Below are 17,224 nucleotides of genomic sequence, written 5' to 3'. Positions count from 1 at the left end.
GACTTCGGATCGGCAGCGCCACAGATCTTGTGGCATCGCAGCCATACTGGAAATTCCCCTGCTTGCATTGCGCAAGCCCTCCCGGCCCAGCCGGGCGTCGCAGTCGTCACCTGCCCGAGAAAGGACAGCCGCCCTTTCGCTTCATATCCCCCTGGGAACACTGCTCCCGTGGGGAGGGTGTTCCCGCTTTTTCTGGAGATCACCCTTATGTCTCATCGCCATGCCCCCGCATGTCCCCTCTGCCCAGGTGAAGGTGCGCTGCTCGGCGCGCTGGGCTTGCGAACTTGGTTCCGCTGCCACCAGTGCGGCATGGACTTCAGTCGCACCCGCCGTCCGAGGCGCCCCGCCCCCGTCGCAGTGACGACGTCACTGGAGCGGCCGGCATGAGCCGCCATCTCCTGCACCTGCTCCGCCAGGGCCGCAAGCTCACCATAGTGGCCGGCTACGACCGGCCGCTGCGTGAGCTGTACCTGCACGTGATCCACGACAACGATGCGGCTCCCCATCAGGAGGAAGCGTTCGTTTACGACAGTCTGGGCGACCCTGGCCTGGATTGGAGCGACATCAACACCGTGGCCGACAAACTAGCGACCCTGGGCATCGAGCCACCCGCCAGCCTGATCGAAGGCATCTTCCTGGATCAGTGCTTCAACGTCGGCAACCGGGTTGTCGAACACCACTTCGACCGGCCTTCGGTCGTCCTGCACGCAGGCTGAATACCCAACCCGCGCCCCGAGACCGCCGACAGGCCGCCAACTGTCCTCTCTCTCCAGCGGTTGCCTGATTTTCGTCAGCATCCTGGTGTGCGACCGGGCATGGCCGAGGTCGGCGCCTGCGCATCCCTGACCATTGGTGCAGTGACGGCGCTGCGGCGCCTGTTCGTCACCACGGTGCGGGCCCAGCCGCAACGGCTGGTCGCCTGAAGCATCGGGTGGATGCCACGGCATCTGCTTTTCCAATCCAACCCGGCGGGGCTCGCTCCGCTGGGGAGCGGGTTCTGCCCCAACCCTCAAGGAACCCGCCATGAACGTGACCCTGAATGCCGAGCAACGGCTGTACGTCATCCCCTGCGGCGATGGCTACACCTGCCTGGGCTTCGACAACGCGCGCAGCCATGCCGACCAAATCGCCGCCCGGCTGCAACGGCCTGACCTGGCCTTCGCGACCAGCGACCACGGCGCGCTGGTCGGCTACGCCAAGTACCAGGCCGCCATCGCCGCCTGGGGCCGTTCACAACTGACACTGCAGACCTACTTCGACCCGGGCACCGATCCGAAGGCGGTCCGGGCGCTGGAGAAATGTCGCCGCGATGGCTGCAAGGTGCGGCTGGTGCAGGGCGACACCGCTACCGGCCGCTGCTGGCTGGACGAGCGCGATGTGGTCGGCCGGATCGGCCGTTCTGGCGGCATGATGAAAGTGCCGTTGCTGATCGAGGCCGGCGCCGATGGTGGTGGCACGGCCATCTTGGCGAATTGCCTACTGCGCCTGATCGACTGGGAATCGGGCCGCGACCTCTACCGGCACCCGGTCTATCGCACGCCCGACCTGACGATCCGCAAGGATCGTGACAAGGCCGACATGCCCTGGCAGGTGTTGCATGACGGAACCGTCGTGGCCTGCTTTGCGGATATCGGCAAGGCAGCCGGCTACCTCGCCTTCATGTGCGGCGAGACCGTCGAGCCCCGTGTTTTCCACTGAAGCCTGAACCGCAGGCCGCACGGCGGACCCCGAGACTCCCATCTCGGGCTTCGCTGTGCGTGTCAGCGGCGACTATGCGCTCGAACGATCCAGATGCCGGGCGAACAGCTTTTCGAAGAAGTCCACGATGAGCTGCTTCGAGCGTGGCCCCACCGCGTAACGCCCATCAACGCGCTCAACATCCGCAAACTCGGCGGCGCCGAAACGATAGACCTCGTAGCCCTGCAAGCGCAGGCGGCGGTCTTCCGCCGCCATCTCCGCATACCGCGCCGGCGACGCCACCTCTCCATTGGCGAAATGGTGCTTGCCATCCACCTCTACCACGACACGGACGCCATGCCCCAGAAGGAGCAGAAAGTCCATGCGCTGCCTCGCGAGGACGCGGCCGGCGCCACGCTCCGACGCCGTCCTGGGGTCGTAGTGCAGATAGACCTGAGGAATCAGCGCCGGCAGCTTGTCGCCCATGCTGCGCGCGAAGTGAGCGTAGTAGGCCTCAAAGATAGCCACTTCGCCGGGCGACTGGGCGGCGTGAACCGCGGCGCGCAGTCTCACGAAAAGGCTCTTCCTGGCGTCCGCCACCTCCTCTTGTCGCTCCCGGTCGCGCCACCAATCGACCAGAGCGTCCCAGCGAAGGCCGCCATCGGACAACACACGGTCGTAGATCAAGGCGTCGGAATCGTTGGCGATGGCAACGTCGTTGTTGATCGCGTCGGCAAAGTACAGGTCCGGCTTGCAGTTGATCGCTGCAAAGATCAGGTTCTTCGGCGCGCCGGCCACCCCACTGGCCGCGCGGCGCACACCGTACTGCGGATGCCGCGAGACCTCTCCGATGACGACAAGCACGAAGCCGTCCGCCACCAGCAGCTTGTTCAACGCTTGAACGAGGCGTTCCTGCTCCCGCCCGCGGCGGCAGACCGGATCGACAACCCTTTCCAGCATGTCGAAGAAGCGCTGCTGCGAGCACGTCAATGCGCCGCACCGCTCCAGCAGTTCGGCATTATTCAGATCGTTGTCTTCTACATAGTGCCGCTGAATGTCATCGCGCAGCGTGGCCGCGAACTTGGTTGAGTATTGCGCGGGCTTCTCGAGATCCGGACTCAGCACGGCGATGCCGTCCCAGACTGGCAGATCGCCGAATAACTCTCCCACCGAGACCAGTTCCGCGATTACGGCGCGACGGGTGAGATCCGTGATGCGGTGATCGGCATGCGTCGTCAGCTCACTCACGTAGTCTGCCAAGTCCGCAACACCGTACTCTTCCACCACGCGCTGCGCCAGCGCGAGCAGCTCTGGCCCCTTGAATGTTGTGATGCGGCTGCGCACGTATTTGCGCTTGCTGTTCATCGCCTCGACCGAATCGCCGTCGCGCAGGCCCAGGGCAACGCAGGCGGCGGGCAGCGCGGGTGCGCTCACGGCACCCCACAAGGCTTCGGCGATCGCGTCGCGCAGTGTTTCGAGCGGCGGTGGTCGGTGTGGTTGCGCCATCGTCGACCGGTTTCCTAGCGCGGCGAGTTCCGGCGGATGACCAACTCGACCAACGCGAACAACCGGTGGTATAGGCAGTCCACATGGTCGACATCGATCACCGGTGTCTGGTTGCGCTCATGGTGGCGCAACAGATGACCGTTGCCGATCTGCGTCAGCTCGCGCGCCTCCTTCTCGAGAACCTCGCGAAACGCGGGCTCGGAAGCGCACCTGTCCAGGATCAGCTGAACCGACCTGGCCTTGTTGGCATCGGCCAGGGACTTGATGCGCTCCCAGGCATCGAACAGCCGCTCCAGCGCTTCACGCCGAATCAGGGGATCCGGGTCTGAGAACTTCGTCCGGCTCTCCTCCAGCATCACGTCCAGCGTCCGATCCCCGGTCCGGAAGTAGGTCCGCACCAGGGCTTCCCCGAGCACGGCCGGCAGCAAACGCCGCATCCCACCGTCCTCTCCCAGTTCATAGGCCATGCCATTGCGAGCCAGGATCCGGTTCACATCCGAACGGAATGCCGCACGCCCCGCCTCGATGTCGAACGTGAGGTGGTGGTGTCGGTGGTAGTCGTGATGCCAGCCAACGACAGGCAGCGCCACCTTGCGCCAAACGAACTCCACGAAGTCCAGCGCCATCAAGGTCGAAGGCGCCCAGGGTTCGCTGGTGCGAATGAAGCTTTCCTCATCGATTCGGTCGGTCTGCAGTGGCCATGTCAAGCCGTGGAGTTCTGCTTCGATCGCGCTTTTCAGATCGGATATCTCGTTGCCGCAGATGGCCTGCCCATCGGGGCACCGCTTCGGATAGCTCGCCCCAAAGGCCCCGCTATTGGCCAATGAAGCCGCGAGCGCCGCGATACCAGCCCAGGTCACAGGGCCCATCTCCTGCTCGACCCTGGCTTTGGGACCCAGTTCGCGGTCGCTGAAGTAGTCACTCATAAAACATCCTTGGTCATCGGCGTCTGCGACCCGCCCTCTCCCAGCAGATATCGATGTCAAATTTCGACGCCATTGGCATGGTATCGCCCCGCATTTCACGGTTGACTCCCGGGATGGGAAGTACAGCGCCACGGGGTTTCTTCCCGGTGGGCTGTCGCTTGCGCAGGCGCCGCTCCAAGAACTCGCGGCCCAAGCCCGCCGCGCCACATACTGATCCTCGCATCCTGGCTCCGGCCAACGCACGCCCCACGGGCGTTCCCGAGTCCGCTCGGGCGTAGCGGTCGATACCCGCCCCACCGCCACGGCAGCCCTGCGCAGCCCGTTCACCACACGCCCTGGCCCTATCGCCCACAGGGCCCAGGGCCGTGCCCATTCGTCCATCCCATCCGGGGAGCTCGCCTCCCCCATGGGTCGGCGCGTTCCCCGCTTCCTTTCGGAGAACCACCGATGGCTCGCCATTCCACGCCTTCGCTGTGGCTGCCCGGATTCGATCCGGACAGACCTGATCTTCCCGATCCGTCTCCCGAGATAGATCTGTTCAGCGCACCGCCTTCCCCTGAGGCGGTCGCTGCCCCCACCTCCTGTGCCGTCGCCGACCTGGAGCCTCCGCCCGCGGCAGCACCGCGTGCGAGCTGGCGCGTCATTGACGGCAAGAAGCCTGACGCCCCGCGCAGCCTGTGGCCGGCCCTCGGCCGCGAGCAGTTGCTCGGACTGAACGGCACTGCCACGAAGTTCGAGGCCAACGTGGCCGCGATCCAAGTGCTGCAAGGCCTCGAAGCCGGCCAGCAGCCTGCGAGCGCCGACCAGCGCCGCCAGTTGATTCGCTTCACCGGCTGGGGCGGTCTGCCCGCGGCCTTCAACCTCGAAGGCACGGATCCGTCCTGGCGCGGCCGCGCCGAGGAGTTGCAGACCCTGCTGCCCGCCGATGACTACGCGTCCGCCCGAGCCTCGGTCAACAACAGCCACTACACCGAGGTCCATGTGATCGAGGCCATGTGGCAGGCCGTGGAGCGCTTCGGCTTCACTGGCGGGCGCGTGCTCGAGCCCGCGGCCGGCGTCGGCCACTTCCTGGGCGCCATGCCCCGCGCGCTCGCCGAGCGCAGCGCGGTCACGGCCATCGAGATCGACCGGCTCTCCGGCCGGCTGCTGCGGGCGCTGTATGTGCCGCATGGCGCCGACGTGCGCATCGCGCCGTTCGAGAAGGTGGAGCTGCCCGAGAACTGGTTCGACCTGGTGATCGGCAACGTGCCGTTCGGCAACTACCCGGCCGCCGATGCGGGCCCCAAGCCCTACGCACGCTTCCGCATCCACAACTACTTCTTCGGGCGCGCGCTGGACCTGGTTCGCCCCGGCGGGCTGGTGTGCTTCATCACCAGCACCGGCACGATGGAGGCGCGCGCGGACGCCGTGCGCGAGTACGTCGCCTCCCAGGCCGAGCTGCTGGGCGCGATCCGGCTGCCCCAGGGCGCCTTCGCCGGCCTGGCCTCGACGGACGTGCAGACGGACATTCTGTTCCTGCGCAAGCGCCATCCCGGCGAGGCCGTGAGCGGTGCCTGGCTGGAGCGCGTGATGGTGCCTGACGAACTGCGGCATCCGCGGTGCGCGCAAAAGTACCTGCAGATCAACGCCTGGTACGCCCGGAACCCCGGTTTCTGTATCGGCCAGGTCACGCAGGAGAGCAACGGCTACGAGGAAGTGCCGACGGTCGTGTTCGAGGGCGACCTCGAGCCGGCGCTGGCCGAACGCATCGCGCTGCTGCCCAACGGCGTGTACGAAACGGCCAAGCCGGTGGCGCTGGCGTCCGTGCGCGCTTCCGTACCGGCCGAGCCCGGCGCACGGCCCGGCAGCTTTCGCGTCCACCACGGGCGCGTGCACCGGGTCGAAGGCGCCGAGCTGGTCGATCTGCATGACAGCCTGAACGCCACGCAGCGCGCCCGCATCGCGGGCCTGTGCGCGATCCGGGACCATGCCCGGGCACTGCTCGATGCGCAGTTGGCGCAGGACGGTGACGAAGGGCTTACCCATCTGCGGGTGGTGCTCAACGGCACCTACGACCGCTACGTGGCGCGCCACGGCTGCCTCAGCACGCGGGCCAACGCACTGGCTTTCCGGCGTGACCCGGACTACCCGCTGCTGCTGTCGCTGGAGCACTACGACGAGGAGTCGGACACCGCGCGCAAGGCGGCGCTGTTCACCCAGCGCACGCTGCGGCGGGTGTCGGCGCCCACGGCGGTCGGCGAGCCCTTGGAGGCGTTGGCCACATCCGTGCAATGGCGCGGCCGGGTCGATCCGGCCTATATGGCGCAGTTGCTGTCGGCGCCCGAGGACGAGGTGCTGGCCGCGCTGTCCGAGGCCGGACAGATCTTTCTCGACCCGGCGGACCGCGCCTGGAAGACCTCCGACGACTACCTGTCGGGCAACGTCAAGGAGAAGCTCAAGCAGGCGGTGCTGTCCGGCCCGTCCGTCCGCCGCAACGTGGAGGCGTTGGAGCGGGTGCAGCCCGAAGACCTGCCGCCCGCTTCCATCGAGCCGCGCCTGGGTGCGGTGTGGATTCCGGCGGGCGACGTCGAGGGCTTCATCCACGAGGTGCTCGAACTCAAGGACTGCCAGGTGTCGTACTCGGCCGAGGCCGGCGCCTGGTCGGTGGCCTATCCCGAGTGGAGTGCGCGGCACAACGTCAAGGTGACCCAGGAATGGGGCACCGCGCGCATGAACGCGATCGACCTGGTGCAGGCGGCGCTGAACGTGCAGGTGCCGACGGTGCGCGACCGCGATCCGGCCACGGACCGCTACCACGTCAATCCGGCGGAAACGCTGGCGGCGCGGGAGAAGTTCGGGGCGCTCAAGGACCGCTTTGCGGCCTGGGCCTTCGAGGACAGCGGGCGGCGCGAGCGGCTGTGCCGGGTCTACAACGACCTGTTCAACGCCACGCGGCCGCGGCATTTCGATGGCTCGCACCTGAAGCTGCCGGGGTTCTCGCAGTGCTTCGAACTGCATCCGCACCAGCGCGACTCCGTCTGGCGCGTCGTGCAGACCGGCAATGTGGGCCTATTCCACGTGGTCGGTGCCGGCAAGACGGCGGTGTGTGTGATCGCGAGCATGGAGATGCGCCGCCTGGGCTTCCTCGCGAAGCCCTGCCATGTGGTCCCGAACCACATGCTCGCCCAGTACACGGCCGAGTTCGTGCGCCTGTACCCACAAGCCTCGGTGCTTATGGCCGGAAAGGAGGATCTGGAAGGCGATCGCCGGCGTGAGCTGGTGTCGCGCATCGCCACGGGCGACTGGGACGCGGTGGTCATCACTCACTCGAGCTTCGAGCGCATCCGGATGTCGCCGCAATTCACCGAGGACTACATCGCGGAGGTGATCCATGAGATAGAAATGGCCGTACGCGCCGAGAAGAGCGGTGACCGGAGCAACCGGATCATCAAGCAGCTCGAGGCGCAGAAGAAGAGCTGGAAGGTGCGGCTGGAACGGCTGGCCGCCGACAAGAAGAAGGACGACCTGCTGACCTGGGAACAGTTGGGCATCGACGGCTTGTGGATAGACGAGGCACATTGCTTCAAGAATCTCTATAGGTTCACGAAGATGACGCGGGTCGCGGGCCTGCCGCTGTCCAACTCGGAGCGCGCGTTCGATCTGTACCTGAAGACGCGCTACACGATGAAGCTGCACGGCAATGCGCAGCGCGGCGTGGTCTTCGCGACTGCGACGCCGGTGGCCAACACCATGGCCGAGATCCACACGATGCAGCGCTACCTGCAGCCGCGCCGGCTGGAGGAACTGGGCCTGCAGCAGTTCGATGCCTGGGCCGCGACCTTCGGGGAGTCGGTGACGGCGCTGGAGATCGCGCCGGACGGCAGCGGCTACCGCATGCACACGCGCTTCGCGCGCTTCATCAACGTGTCGGAGCTGATGGCCGTCTTCGGCGAGGTCGCGGACATCCGCACCGCCGAGATGTTGAACCTGCCGGTGCCGAAGCTGCGTGGCGGCAAGGCGCGCACGGTGGCCTGTCCGGCGAGCGCGGCCCTCAAGGCCTATGTGCAGACGCTGGTGAAGCGAGCCGAGGCGATCCGCAACGGGCATGTCGATCCGACCGAGGACAACATGCTCGCGGTCACGAACGACGGGCGGGCGGCGGCGCTGGATTTCCGGCTGGTCGCGCCCACGGCGCGGTTCGATCCGGAGGGCAAGGTTGGCGCCTGCGCCCGCGAGGTGCTGGCGATCTGGCAGCGCACGGCGGGCTTCCGCGGCGCGCAGCTGTTGTTCTGCGACCTGTCCAGCCCCAAGGGCGGCAAAGCCTTCAGCGTCTACGAGGATCTGGAGCAGCGGCTGGTGGACGCGGGCATCCCGGAGCGGGAGATCGCATTCATCCACGACGCCGGCACCGACGTCCAGAAGGCCACGCTGTTCAAGGCGGTCCGCGAAGGCCGTGTGCGCGTGCTGCTGGGATCGACCGGCAAGATGGGCGTGGGCACCAATGTGCAGACCCGCCTGGTGGCGCTGCACCACCTCGATGCCCCGTGGCGTCCCTGTGACGTCGAGCAGCGCGAGGGCCGCATCCTGCGCCAGGGCAACGAATGCGAGGAGGTCGAGATCTTCCGCTACGTGACCGAGCAGAGCTTCGACGCGTACATGTGGCAGACGCTGGAGACCAAGGCGCGTTTCATCGCGCAGGTCATGCGCGGCGACAAGGGCCTGCGGGCCATCGAGGACGTGGAACTGGCTACGCTGAGCTATGCCGAGGTCAAGGCCTTGGCGTCGGGCAACCCGATGGTGATCGAGAAGGCTGGTGTGGACGCCGAGGTGGCCAAGCTCTCCACCCTGTTCTCGGTCTGGCGCAATCAGCGCTGGGCCAACGAGAGCGAGGTGGGACGGCTGCCGATGCTGATCGATTCGCTGGAGCAGAAGCTGGCGCTGCATGTGGAAGACGCGGCCCAGGCCCAAGCCGAGCCCCAGACCATGGGGCGGATCGCGGTGGAACTCGGTGGCCGCAAGATCGCCGGGCCGGATGCGGTGGGCGACGCCTTGCGCGAGCTGGTGAAGACCGCGCGTGCGGGCATCCGCGGTAGCGCCTTGCGGTCCGGCCAGGTCGTGGGCCGCTTCGGCGGCTTCGAGCTGGGGCTGCAGGCCATTGGCACCGAGGCCACGCCAGCATTCTTCCTCGCGGGGCGCTGCCGCTACGACGCCGAGCCGTACCAGACCGGGCCGGGCCTCGTGTCCGCGCTGCTGGCGGTACTGGCATCGGTGGGCGAGCAGCAGGCCGCGACAGCCACGCAGCTCGCCATGCGACGCAAGCGGCTGGAGGATCTGACGCTCGAGCTGGCCCGACCGTTCGAGCACGAAAGCCGGCTGACCGTGCTGCTGGTACGCCAGCGCGAGCTGCTCAAGCAGCTCGACCTCGACAAGGATGAGGCGGGCAACGCCAGCCTGGATGGCGAGGCGATGCGCCAGGCCGCGTGAGTTTGCGCTCCACTACCGAAAGGTGGTGGGGCGCTTTTTATTGAAGGAAGCTACGGTCGGCATCAGGTCGCCACCCGCAAGTGCCCGACCTGAGGGGTGTTTCCGGCAGGCACTCCCCTTATTCGATCGCCGCTGGCATCCGAGAAGACCATACTGCAAGGGCTTCCCGTGGGCATCGCGTCCACAAAGCCTTCCTCGCAGCTCGCGCTGCGCCGAAGTCCAGCTCTGCTGGCGTCGCAGTCGTTACCTGCCCTCGAGTTCCCTGGCGCTGGCCTGGGTGGCTGCCTCGGCAGCCGTGAGTTCCTGTCGGCCGCCAGGCCGACCTTCCCAATTGACGCGCAGCTTCACCGTTGCGCGCCACAGAGCGAAGGCCCTTGCCGCAAGGCACCGGGCCTTCATCCCACGTCGGCCGTCCAGGCCGGCGCCTAGCCGCCCCGCTTGCGCGAGGCACACCCGAACGGGGACCCCAGTCCCCGCCGGGGTTGGGCGTTCCCCTTTTTCAACGAAGGAGAACGCCATGTTTGCTGCCCTTGCAGCCAGAGAGTCGCGCCGCATTCCGGTGCTGTTGGGTGGATCGGGCCTTGCTCGCCCTGCCCCCTTGCCGCAGCGCAAGCTTGCGGTACTGCTGCGTCCCCTGCCTTGCCTCGGCAAGTGCATGGGCCGCCCGTGTGCGGACTGCCGCGTTGCAGCTTGACCATGCCGGTCGATCTGTACCGCCGGCGCATCGCCACCACCGTCGTCGAACTGGCCCGGGAGGATCCCTTTCTGGTCAAGGAAGTCATCACCCGCCTGCGCACAGCGGGCGAAATCGAAACCGACGATCTGGTCTACCTGGACCGGATCGCCGACCGCTGGATCGCGGTCGCCGAAGCCAACGCCCGGCGAGCTACCTCAGCGCACGCGCGTCAAGCGCGCGGGTAGCGAGGTTCCCTTCGCTTTTGCCATGGCAAAGGCGATCTTGTCCAGCAGTTCCGGACGTTCCCCGGCCAGCGTGCCGGCCCATCGGGCCAGCGCCTGGCCGAGATCGTCCTGCGTTCGCGTCCCGTCGACATCGAGTCCGAGTCTTCGGAATTCCTCGATCTCGGTGGGCGTGAACCGGAGTGAGTGGCCTGCACGAAGCATGTGTGGGCTGTCCAAGGCGTGTGGGATGCCAGCTTAGCAAAGCGGCACACCGCCACAACCCCGGGAGACTGACGCCTCCCGATCAGGGCTGGGCGCGTGCTTCCCATGAGCAAGGAGATAGGACCATGAACCTGACCGCAGCGCGAGCCCGCCCCAAGCGCAGCGCCATCGGCACAGAGGAGGAACGCGCCTGGGTGTCCTTCTACCGGCGTGCCGGCAAAGACCCCGTGATCGCCGCCGAAGTGCTGGCGCAGTTGGACACCGACCCCGAGATGAAGCGCGAGCACCTGGCGCTGTACCTGTGCTGCCGCGAGTCGCTGCGCCTGCACCAGGCGCGCGAGACACGCAACCAGCGCTTCGGCCGCTTCGTGCGCTGGCTGCTCGGCGGCCTGTTCGTCCGGTTCCCAGCGAATGCACGGCGCGTGCTGGGACGCGGAAGCGACCTCGCCTCAGCCTGCCTGCCCGAGGAGCCTTCCGAGCCCGCCACGGCGCAGATCCAGCGTCTGGCGAAAAACCCGAAGGTACGTGCCGCCCGCGCGGCATTCAAGGCGCCCGCCATCGCGGAGACACCCGCCGCCCCGCAGGCGAAGCCCGAAGCGGTGGACTCGGCGCCCCGAGCGGCTCAAGCCGTCGGCTGAGCCATTCATCCCGCCCCCCTGGCCACCCGGCCGGGGGAGCGCGGTGCTTCACCGGCCAGCGCTGGACAACTGACCAATTTCCTCTGTTGCAGGCTCACGCCGCCAGGCAACGCGCAACCTCCTGGTCGATCATCCAGTGGAGGAACTGCGTGTCCTGGGACACGCCCCAGTAGTGCGCCTTGCACTGCGCCACATACGCATCCAGATCCGCGCACGTGCGGATGCCGACCGGCTCGATGTCGGTCAGCCAACGAAAATACTCGATTTCCTTGTGCGTCAAACGGATCTGGGAGCCCAGGCAGATCATGGTGAAACCCCTTGATGGCCACTATGCTGACGCAAAAAGACCTCGCTGAGAGCGAATCAACGGCACTTGATCAAGAAATTTCTTGAATGGCACTGGAGTGACATTCAAGTGTCACGAGACCTCATGTCACATGCATCTGGCGTTCAAGGTGTTGACGATGGGCGACACCGCTGCGCAATCGCCACCCGAATTCGGGAATGAATTGCGGGTCAATCACCACGGCTTCCTGCCGGCACAGGTATCCCCCCCTTGTGACGCAGCGAGGCCAGGGTCACACTGCCAAAACCCACTTTCCTCCTGATGGAGGTTCTCCGGCAACTCGCCGGCGTCGCAGTCGTTACCTGCCAAGACCACCGTGCCGACAACCGTTGCGCACCTTCTTCCCACCGGGGACGCCGTCCCCGGGGGAATAGGCGTTCCCTTGCTTTTCAATCAAGGAGAACGCCGTGGAAATCACACTCATGAGCGACCAGGCTCTCATCAACGAACTGCTTTCGCCTGGACATGCCGAGCCAATGGCAGCAGACAGCCACCCATACATCCAGGCGGCATTGCCCTTGGCAACACAGGCATCCCAGCAGCAACGCCTGCGGCGCATTCTGGATCTCTCCAAAGAACTGCTGATGAGGGATCTACGACACGACTGGATCCTTCGACCGATGGTGAACAGTCCGGCCGCCTTCAAGGAATGGCTGCGCCTGCGCTTTGCCAATCTCGAGCACGAGATATTCCTGATGGTCTTCCTCGATGCACAGCAGCGCATCATCGACGCTGAGGTGATGTTTCGCGGCACCTTGACGCAGACGTCGGTCTATCCACGCGAGGTTGTCAAGGCTGCCATGCGGCACAATGCGGCCGCCATCGCCATGGCCCACAACCACCCCAGCGGCCACGTCGAGCCCAGTGCGGCCGATCGGCAACTGACGCAAACCTTGCGCTCGGCGCTGGCGCTGGTGGATGTGCGCTGCATCGACCACTTCATCGTCGCGGGCGACCACCTGCTGTCGTTCGCCGAGCAGGGATTGATGTAATCGAAGCTGTCACGCTGCACACACACCGATAGCGGCCACTGACCCGTGGTTCGCTTTCGGGAATCCCCACGGGTTTCCTTTGCACTCTGACATGAAGTTCGCGAAGTCCGCAAGGTATCCCGGAATCCATGCCGATATCGCCACACAAGGAATGAACCATGCACACCCATTGCATTGAGCGGCTGCGCGAACTGGCCGAACCCCTGACGGCGCTTTCGCTAACCCATCTGACGCCAGCCACGCGGCAGAAGCTGCGAGAAGACGATTTATCCGTCAATGCCTATCCAACCGACTTCGGGGGCTTCGTATTCGTAGGCTCACCGCGCTATCGCTTGCCTTTGGAATCCGATCTGGCAACGATTTTCGAGGCCGCTGAGCAAGCCGGCATCGTCTGGCTGAAATTCGACAGCGAGGCACCCACCATCGCGGGACTGCCGGCCTTCGCTCCCCAAGATCCCATCCTGTAAGACCACCCCGGCGCCGAAACCATGCGCCGGGGTTTGGCCGTCTTCATCGCCATCGCTCCATGGGAACCGGATCGGCGTCAGTCCGCAGTGCCTCCAGATCAATCACTGCATCTGCCATACCCGCCAACTCGGGCGTCTGCGAAACGAAGAATTCGCGCCGGTAGCCGCCCAACCGCAATACCTCGCGCTTCATTGCGCCGAACATGCGCTTTCGGTCTGGATCCAGCGCGCCGTCGGCCTCATCGGAAAACAGTGTCTCGTAGCGCCGCTCGCTGGTCTGCGCCAGGTACAGCGCCACGGCTCGCACCAGGCATTCGTTGATCCAGACCCGCTCCCCTCCGCTCATGAGCCGCACGCTCTTGCCCTCCCCCGATTCGGCGTCATGCACCAGGATATCGAAGTCCTCCCGCTTCTCGCCCTTGGCCGTCTCTGCCTGCGTGAGGATGGAGACCGTGAAGCGTGGGCCATAGCAGGCCAGCAGCAATTCGTTCGCCAGTCCTGACAGGGCCGGCCCCGCGTCGTCGATCGCCAGCGCGATCAAGCCGTCATTGCTCATGCACCGCGCCAGCAGGGCCCAATCGCCCATCGCGCTCTCGACGCGCTGGACGCGCCGACGTGCCGTGGCCTGGCACTGGGCCAATACCTTCTGTTGCTGGCGCAGCGCCTGCAGGCTTTCCAACTGCTTCAAGGCGTCAATATGCGCTCGTTGCGCATTCTCATGCGCCGCGACGGCGTGATCGCACGCCGTCGCGGCGGTGACCAACTGCTGGGGTTCAAAGGGTTCAGGCAAGGTCTGCAGCACTGCATCCAGCCGGGCCAGCGCCTGCCGCAGCCGCTCGGACTGCTGCGTCCGCTGTGCGTCGATGGCCTGCATGCCTGCGGTAATGGCGTCCCGCTCCTCCCGCTCGGCTCCTGCTTCGACCGAAGCTTCTTCTCCCCCAGGATCACCCAGGCCGGACAGTTCAGCCAGAACCTCAGCCAGGCGCTGGCGCACGACCCGCATGTCGTCCGCCTTCGCCGCCAGCAAGGCCAGCCGTGACGCGCGATTGCGCGCGCGCTCCAGGCGCCGTTCGACGGCCTCCAATTGACCGCCAGCCTTCGCCAAGGCCTGGACTCGTGCCTTGACAGCCCAGCCGTCCCGTTCGACCTCTACCTTCTCGTCGGCCAGACGCCGCAGCACCGCATCGGCGCTGGGGATCAGTGCCTGAGCCTCCCGGGTATCGGCCAGCAACTGGCAAGCCCCCTGCAGCGGCATGCCCGCGCACGGTACTTCAGCGGCCAGGCCCAAACGGCGCCGGAGCGACTGCGCCTGCAAGGCAGCCTGCCCCGCCTCGCGCTCGATGCCCTGAACCCGTTGCACCAGAGCGCGCAACTGACCCTTGGCCTGCTCCCACTCGGCCACCTGGTCTCGACCCTGGCGTGCACGCTCAGCGCGCAGCGCCAGCAACCGCTCGGCCTGCGGCAAGCGCCGGAGCGCGTTGCGCACCAAGTGCTCCCGGGCCAGCAAGGCGCGGCACCGGGCCTGTGCGTCCTCCAGCCGTTCGCGGCGCTGCCCGACCTGGGCCTGCCGCTGCGCGGCGCGGCGCGTGAGCCGATCCAGCCGCTGAAGCTCATCTTTTTCGCGGTCCTCCAGCTCCTGCATTCCGGTTCTGCCTGCTGCTTGCACAGCTTCCCGCTCCTGCAGCAACTGGGCACGCCGCGCATCGGCCTCGCGGGCCTGCTCGCGCTGTACCGTGACCTGGGCGTAGACTTGGCGCGCCTCCCCCAGCGTCAACGCTGCCGCTGTCGCGGCTGCCTGGGCCTGATCGGCACGTGCCGGCGCATCGGCGGCATCGGACTGCGCGCGCGCCAGCCGCCCAGTCTCGGAGTCCATGGCTGCGGCCTCCTGGCGCAGCGCCACCAGCCCGGCCTTCAGCAGCTTGGCCGTCTCCCCGGCCTTGCGCCCCAGTTCCCGGATCTGCTCCTGTCCCAGCAGGTCGGCCAGCAGTGTCTTGATCTCCGCGTTGCGGTAGTCGCTGAGCTGGCGCTTGCCCTGGGCGCCGAACACCGAGGTGAAGAAAGTGTCGGCGCTGCCGCACAAGTGCTCCACGCAGCGCGTATAGGTTTCGACCTTGCCGTCAGACACCGTGCCGTCCTCCAGGGTGAGCGGGCGCCAAGCCCCTGCATCGGAGAGTACGAATAGGAAGGCCTCCGTCCGGCGTCGGCCGTTGAGCCGGATCACGACCTGGGAGCGGTAGCTGCGCCCCTCCAAGGCCCAGACCAGATCCTTCTCGTTCTCCGGGAGGAACACATGGTCGTAATAGCTGAAGCCACCGGCGCCCGCGGCGGACGCGCGCGAGGGCATGGCGAGATATGGGTGCATGTTGTCGAGCACCGTGGTCTTGCCGCGCCCGTTGGCGCCAGCGATGGCGACCAGTTCGGCCCCATCGCACAGAGCCTCGAAATCCAGGGTCAGGACATTCAGGCCCAGGCCGTCGCGGATCCCACGAAAACCCTTGAGGGTCAGGGATAGTAGTTGCATGGCGGTGATCTCCATGGGGTTGATGCATCCCAGTTTCCCGCGGGGTCGGGAGAGATCAAGGGCTTGGGAGTAGCGGCCTGACTCCGGAACGCCTTTCCCAGAAAATGATCGAGTTACGCGCAAAAATACCTTTTGCAATCAGTAAGTTATATGAATTTGCAAGAGAGGTAAAATCGTCCACCAAGGATCGCCCCTCCACCGCCATGAACACGCTCAACCGCATCAGACGCTCCGTTGCCAACCGCGGCGACGATGTGCTCCTGCGCAACGAATTCAACCATTTCGGCAGTGCCGCGCAGGTCGGCCGCGCGCTGCGCGAGCTGATGCTGGAGGGCACGCTGGTTCGCCTGGGCCTGGGCGTCTATGCCAAGGCCAAACCGAGTGTGCTGACCGGCGAGCCGATTCCGGTACGACCGCTGGAGGTTCTGGCCCCCGAGGCACTGCAGAAGCTGGGAGTGACCGTCATGGCCAGCCGCCTGACCCAGGAGTACAACGCCGGGCGCAGTACCCAGGTGCCCGCGGGCATCGTCTTCAACGTCGGCCGGCGCCGCATCGCCCGCAAGCTGGGCTTCAACGGCAAGGCGATCCGGTACGAGCACGCATGAGGGTGCTGGCGCCGCAGCGGCAGGAACTGATCGAAGCGCTTGTCGCGGAAGCGGCGCCAGGCAGGATCACGGCAGGCCTGCTGGAAAAGGATGAGCACCTGACCGATGCGCTCCGGGCCCTGTTCGCCCTGCAACCCGAAGGGGTGCAACTGGTGTTCTGCGGCGGCACCAGCCTGTCCAAGGCCTACGGACTGATCGAGCGCATGTCCGAGGATGCCGACCTGAAGGTGGTGTTCCCTGACCTGGATCAGTCGCGTGCCGAAACCCGGCGACGTCTGTCGGAGCTGAGAACCCTGGTGACCAACACCCTGGCCGGCATTGGCCTGACCGAGGACAAAGCCAAGGGGCAAGCGTTCAACGAGAATCGCTACTTCTGCTATGCGCGGCACTACGCTTCCATCGCCGGCCTGCGCCCGCACCTGCAGATCGAGTTGACGGCACGCACGCCGGTGCTGCCCACGGAAGTCCGCCGAATCACCAGCCTGGCCGACGCACTCGCCGGCCGCAGCGATCACGCCTTCGAGGTGCCGGTGGTGGCCGTGGCAGAAACGGTTGCGGAGAAATCCCTCTCATTCCTGCGCCGTTACGCGCAGCATCGCGCCGGACTGATGCGCCAAGCCTGGGATACCGCCCTGGTCCGGCATCTGTATGACGTGCATCGCATTTACCAGCGCCAACCCGAGGTGCTGGCCGCCGCCCGGCGGGCGTTCCCCGCGCTGGTCGCGGGTGACCAGAAGGAATTCGGCGCCCAGTTTCCGGACTTTGCCGCAGCGCCCCGCCAGGTGCTGAGCGGCGCGTTGCGGCAAGCCCGCGCGGACGCAAAGATCCAGGCGGAGTTCACCGGCAACCTGCTGCCCCTGGTCTATGGGGGCGACACACCGGCATTCGCGCAGGCTTTCGGTGATTTCAATGCGGTCGCCGAAGCGCTCCTGGAAGTACTGCCGTAGTCCTGCCTACCTGC

At 66.3% G+C, this 17,224-nt stretch carries 14 protein-coding genes; 9 read left to right on the top strand and 5 right to left on the bottom strand.

Features of this window, described 5'->3' with window-relative positions; translation table 11 throughout:
* The first annotated feature begins 383 nt into the window (after window positions 1-383).
* Both P7644_RS06905 and P7644_RS06900 read left to right on the top strand, forming a co-directional pair.
* The gene (locus P7644_RS06905; protein WP_404302428.1) at window positions 384-716 is read left to right on the top strand and encodes a hypothetical protein; all 333 of its coding nucleotides are present in this window, start codon (window positions 384-386) and stop codon (window positions 714-716) included.
* Between the two features lie 307 nt (window positions 717-1,023).
* The gene (locus tag P7644_RS06900; protein ID WP_404302427.1) at window positions 1,024-1,698 is read left to right on the top strand and encodes a hypothetical protein; all 675 of its coding nucleotides are present in this window, start codon (window positions 1,024-1,026) and stop codon (window positions 1,696-1,698) included.
* 72 nt (window positions 1,699-1,770) lie between these two features.
* On the opposite strand, the gene P7644_RS06895 is transcribed toward P7644_RS06900, so the two are convergent.
* Both P7644_RS06895 and P7644_RS06890 read right to left on the bottom strand, forming a co-directional pair.
* Window positions 1,771-3,183 (bottom strand): hypothetical protein, encoded by a 1,413-nt coding sequence (locus tag P7644_RS06895; protein WP_404302426.1) that lies wholly within the window; start codon window positions 3,181-3,183, stop codon window positions 1,771-1,773.
* A gap of 14 nt (window positions 3,184-3,197) precedes the next feature.
* Entirely contained in the window at window positions 3,198-4,109 is a 912-nt protein-coding gene (locus P7644_RS06890) for an AbiJ-NTD4 domain-containing protein (protein ID WP_404302425.1), read from the bottom strand.
* A 447-nt stretch (window positions 4,110-4,556) separates the two neighbouring features.
* On the opposite strand from P7644_RS06890, the gene P7644_RS06885 reads away from it, so the two are divergent.
* Window positions 4,557-9,572, top strand: coding sequence for an Eco57I restriction-modification methylase domain-containing protein (locus P7644_RS06885; RefSeq protein ID WP_404302424.1), 5,016 nt, complete (start codon window positions 4,557-4,559; stop codon window positions 9,570-9,572).
* Window positions 9,573-10,268: 696 nt separating this feature from the next.
* Window positions 10,269-10,493 (top strand): hypothetical protein, encoded by a 225-nt coding sequence (locus P7644_RS06880; RefSeq protein ID WP_404302423.1) that lies wholly within the window; start codon window positions 10,269-10,271, stop codon window positions 10,491-10,493.
* Here P7644_RS06880 and P7644_RS06875 read toward each other — a convergent pair.
* Entirely contained in the window at window positions 10,464-10,709 is a 246-nt protein-coding gene (locus P7644_RS06875; protein ID WP_404302422.1) for a hypothetical protein, read from the bottom strand. The genes P7644_RS06880 and P7644_RS06875 overlap by 30 nt on opposite strands.
* A gap of 110 nt (window positions 10,710-10,819) precedes the next feature.
* On the opposite strand from P7644_RS06875, the gene P7644_RS06870 reads away from it, so the two are divergent.
* Window positions 10,820-11,332 carry a hypothetical protein gene (locus tag P7644_RS06870; protein WP_404302420.1) on the top strand — a complete coding sequence of 171 codons (513 nt, stop codon included), beginning with the start codon at window positions 10,820-10,822 and terminating at the stop codon, window positions 11,330-11,332.
* 94 nt (window positions 11,333-11,426) lie between these two features.
* On the opposite strand, the gene P7644_RS06865 is transcribed toward P7644_RS06870, so the two are convergent.
* A complete protein-coding gene (locus P7644_RS06865) occupies window positions 11,427-11,639 on the bottom strand; it encodes a hypothetical protein (protein ID WP_404302419.1) in 213 nt (70 codons plus the stop codon).
* Window positions 11,640-12,085: 446 nt separating this feature from the next.
* Here P7644_RS06865 and P7644_RS06860 point away from each other — a divergent pair, with 446 nt between their 5' ends.
* Together P7644_RS06860 and P7644_RS06855 are read left to right on the top strand one after the other, a co-directional pair.
* Window positions 12,086-12,670: a JAB domain-containing protein gene (locus P7644_RS06860; RefSeq protein ID WP_404302418.1), complete on the top strand. Its 585-nt coding sequence runs from the start codon at window positions 12,086-12,088 to the stop codon at window positions 12,668-12,670.
* A 158-nt stretch (window positions 12,671-12,828) separates the two neighbouring features.
* Complete coding sequence (locus P7644_RS06855) at window positions 12,829-13,137, top strand: hypothetical protein (RefSeq protein ID WP_404302416.1); 309 nt, start codon at window positions 12,829-12,831, stop codon at window positions 13,135-13,137.
* A 43-nt stretch (window positions 13,138-13,180) separates the two neighbouring features.
* Here P7644_RS06855 and P7644_RS06850 read toward each other — a convergent pair whose 3' ends face one another.
* Window positions 13,181-15,673 carry a DNA repair protein gene (locus P7644_RS06850; protein ID WP_404302414.1) on the bottom strand — a complete coding sequence of 831 codons (2,493 nt, stop codon included), beginning with the start codon at window positions 15,671-15,673 and terminating at the stop codon, window positions 13,181-13,183.
* A 188-nt stretch (window positions 15,674-15,861) separates the two neighbouring features.
* Between P7644_RS06850 and P7644_RS06845 the strand changes: the two genes are divergently transcribed.
* Together P7644_RS06845 and P7644_RS06840 are read left to right on the top strand one after the other, a co-directional pair.
* Window positions 15,862-16,263: a DUF6088 family protein gene (locus P7644_RS06845; protein ID WP_404302412.1), complete on the top strand. Its 402-nt coding sequence runs from the start codon at window positions 15,862-15,864 to the stop codon at window positions 16,261-16,263.
* Window positions 16,260-17,210, top strand: coding sequence for a nucleotidyl transferase AbiEii/AbiGii toxin family protein (locus P7644_RS06840; RefSeq protein WP_404302411.1), 951 nt, complete (start codon window positions 16,260-16,262; stop codon window positions 17,208-17,210). The genes P7644_RS06845 and P7644_RS06840 overlap by 4 nt, the downstream gene beginning before the upstream one ends.
* Window positions 17,211-17,224 lie beyond the last annotated feature (14 nt).

The organism is Alicycliphilus denitrificans (assembly GCF_044792555.1).
GTDB lineage: Bacteria > Pseudomonadota > Gammaproteobacteria > Burkholderiales > Burkholderiaceae_C > Alicycliphilus > Alicycliphilus denitrificans_A.
This window is presented reverse-complemented; position numbering and strand designations above follow the sequence as displayed.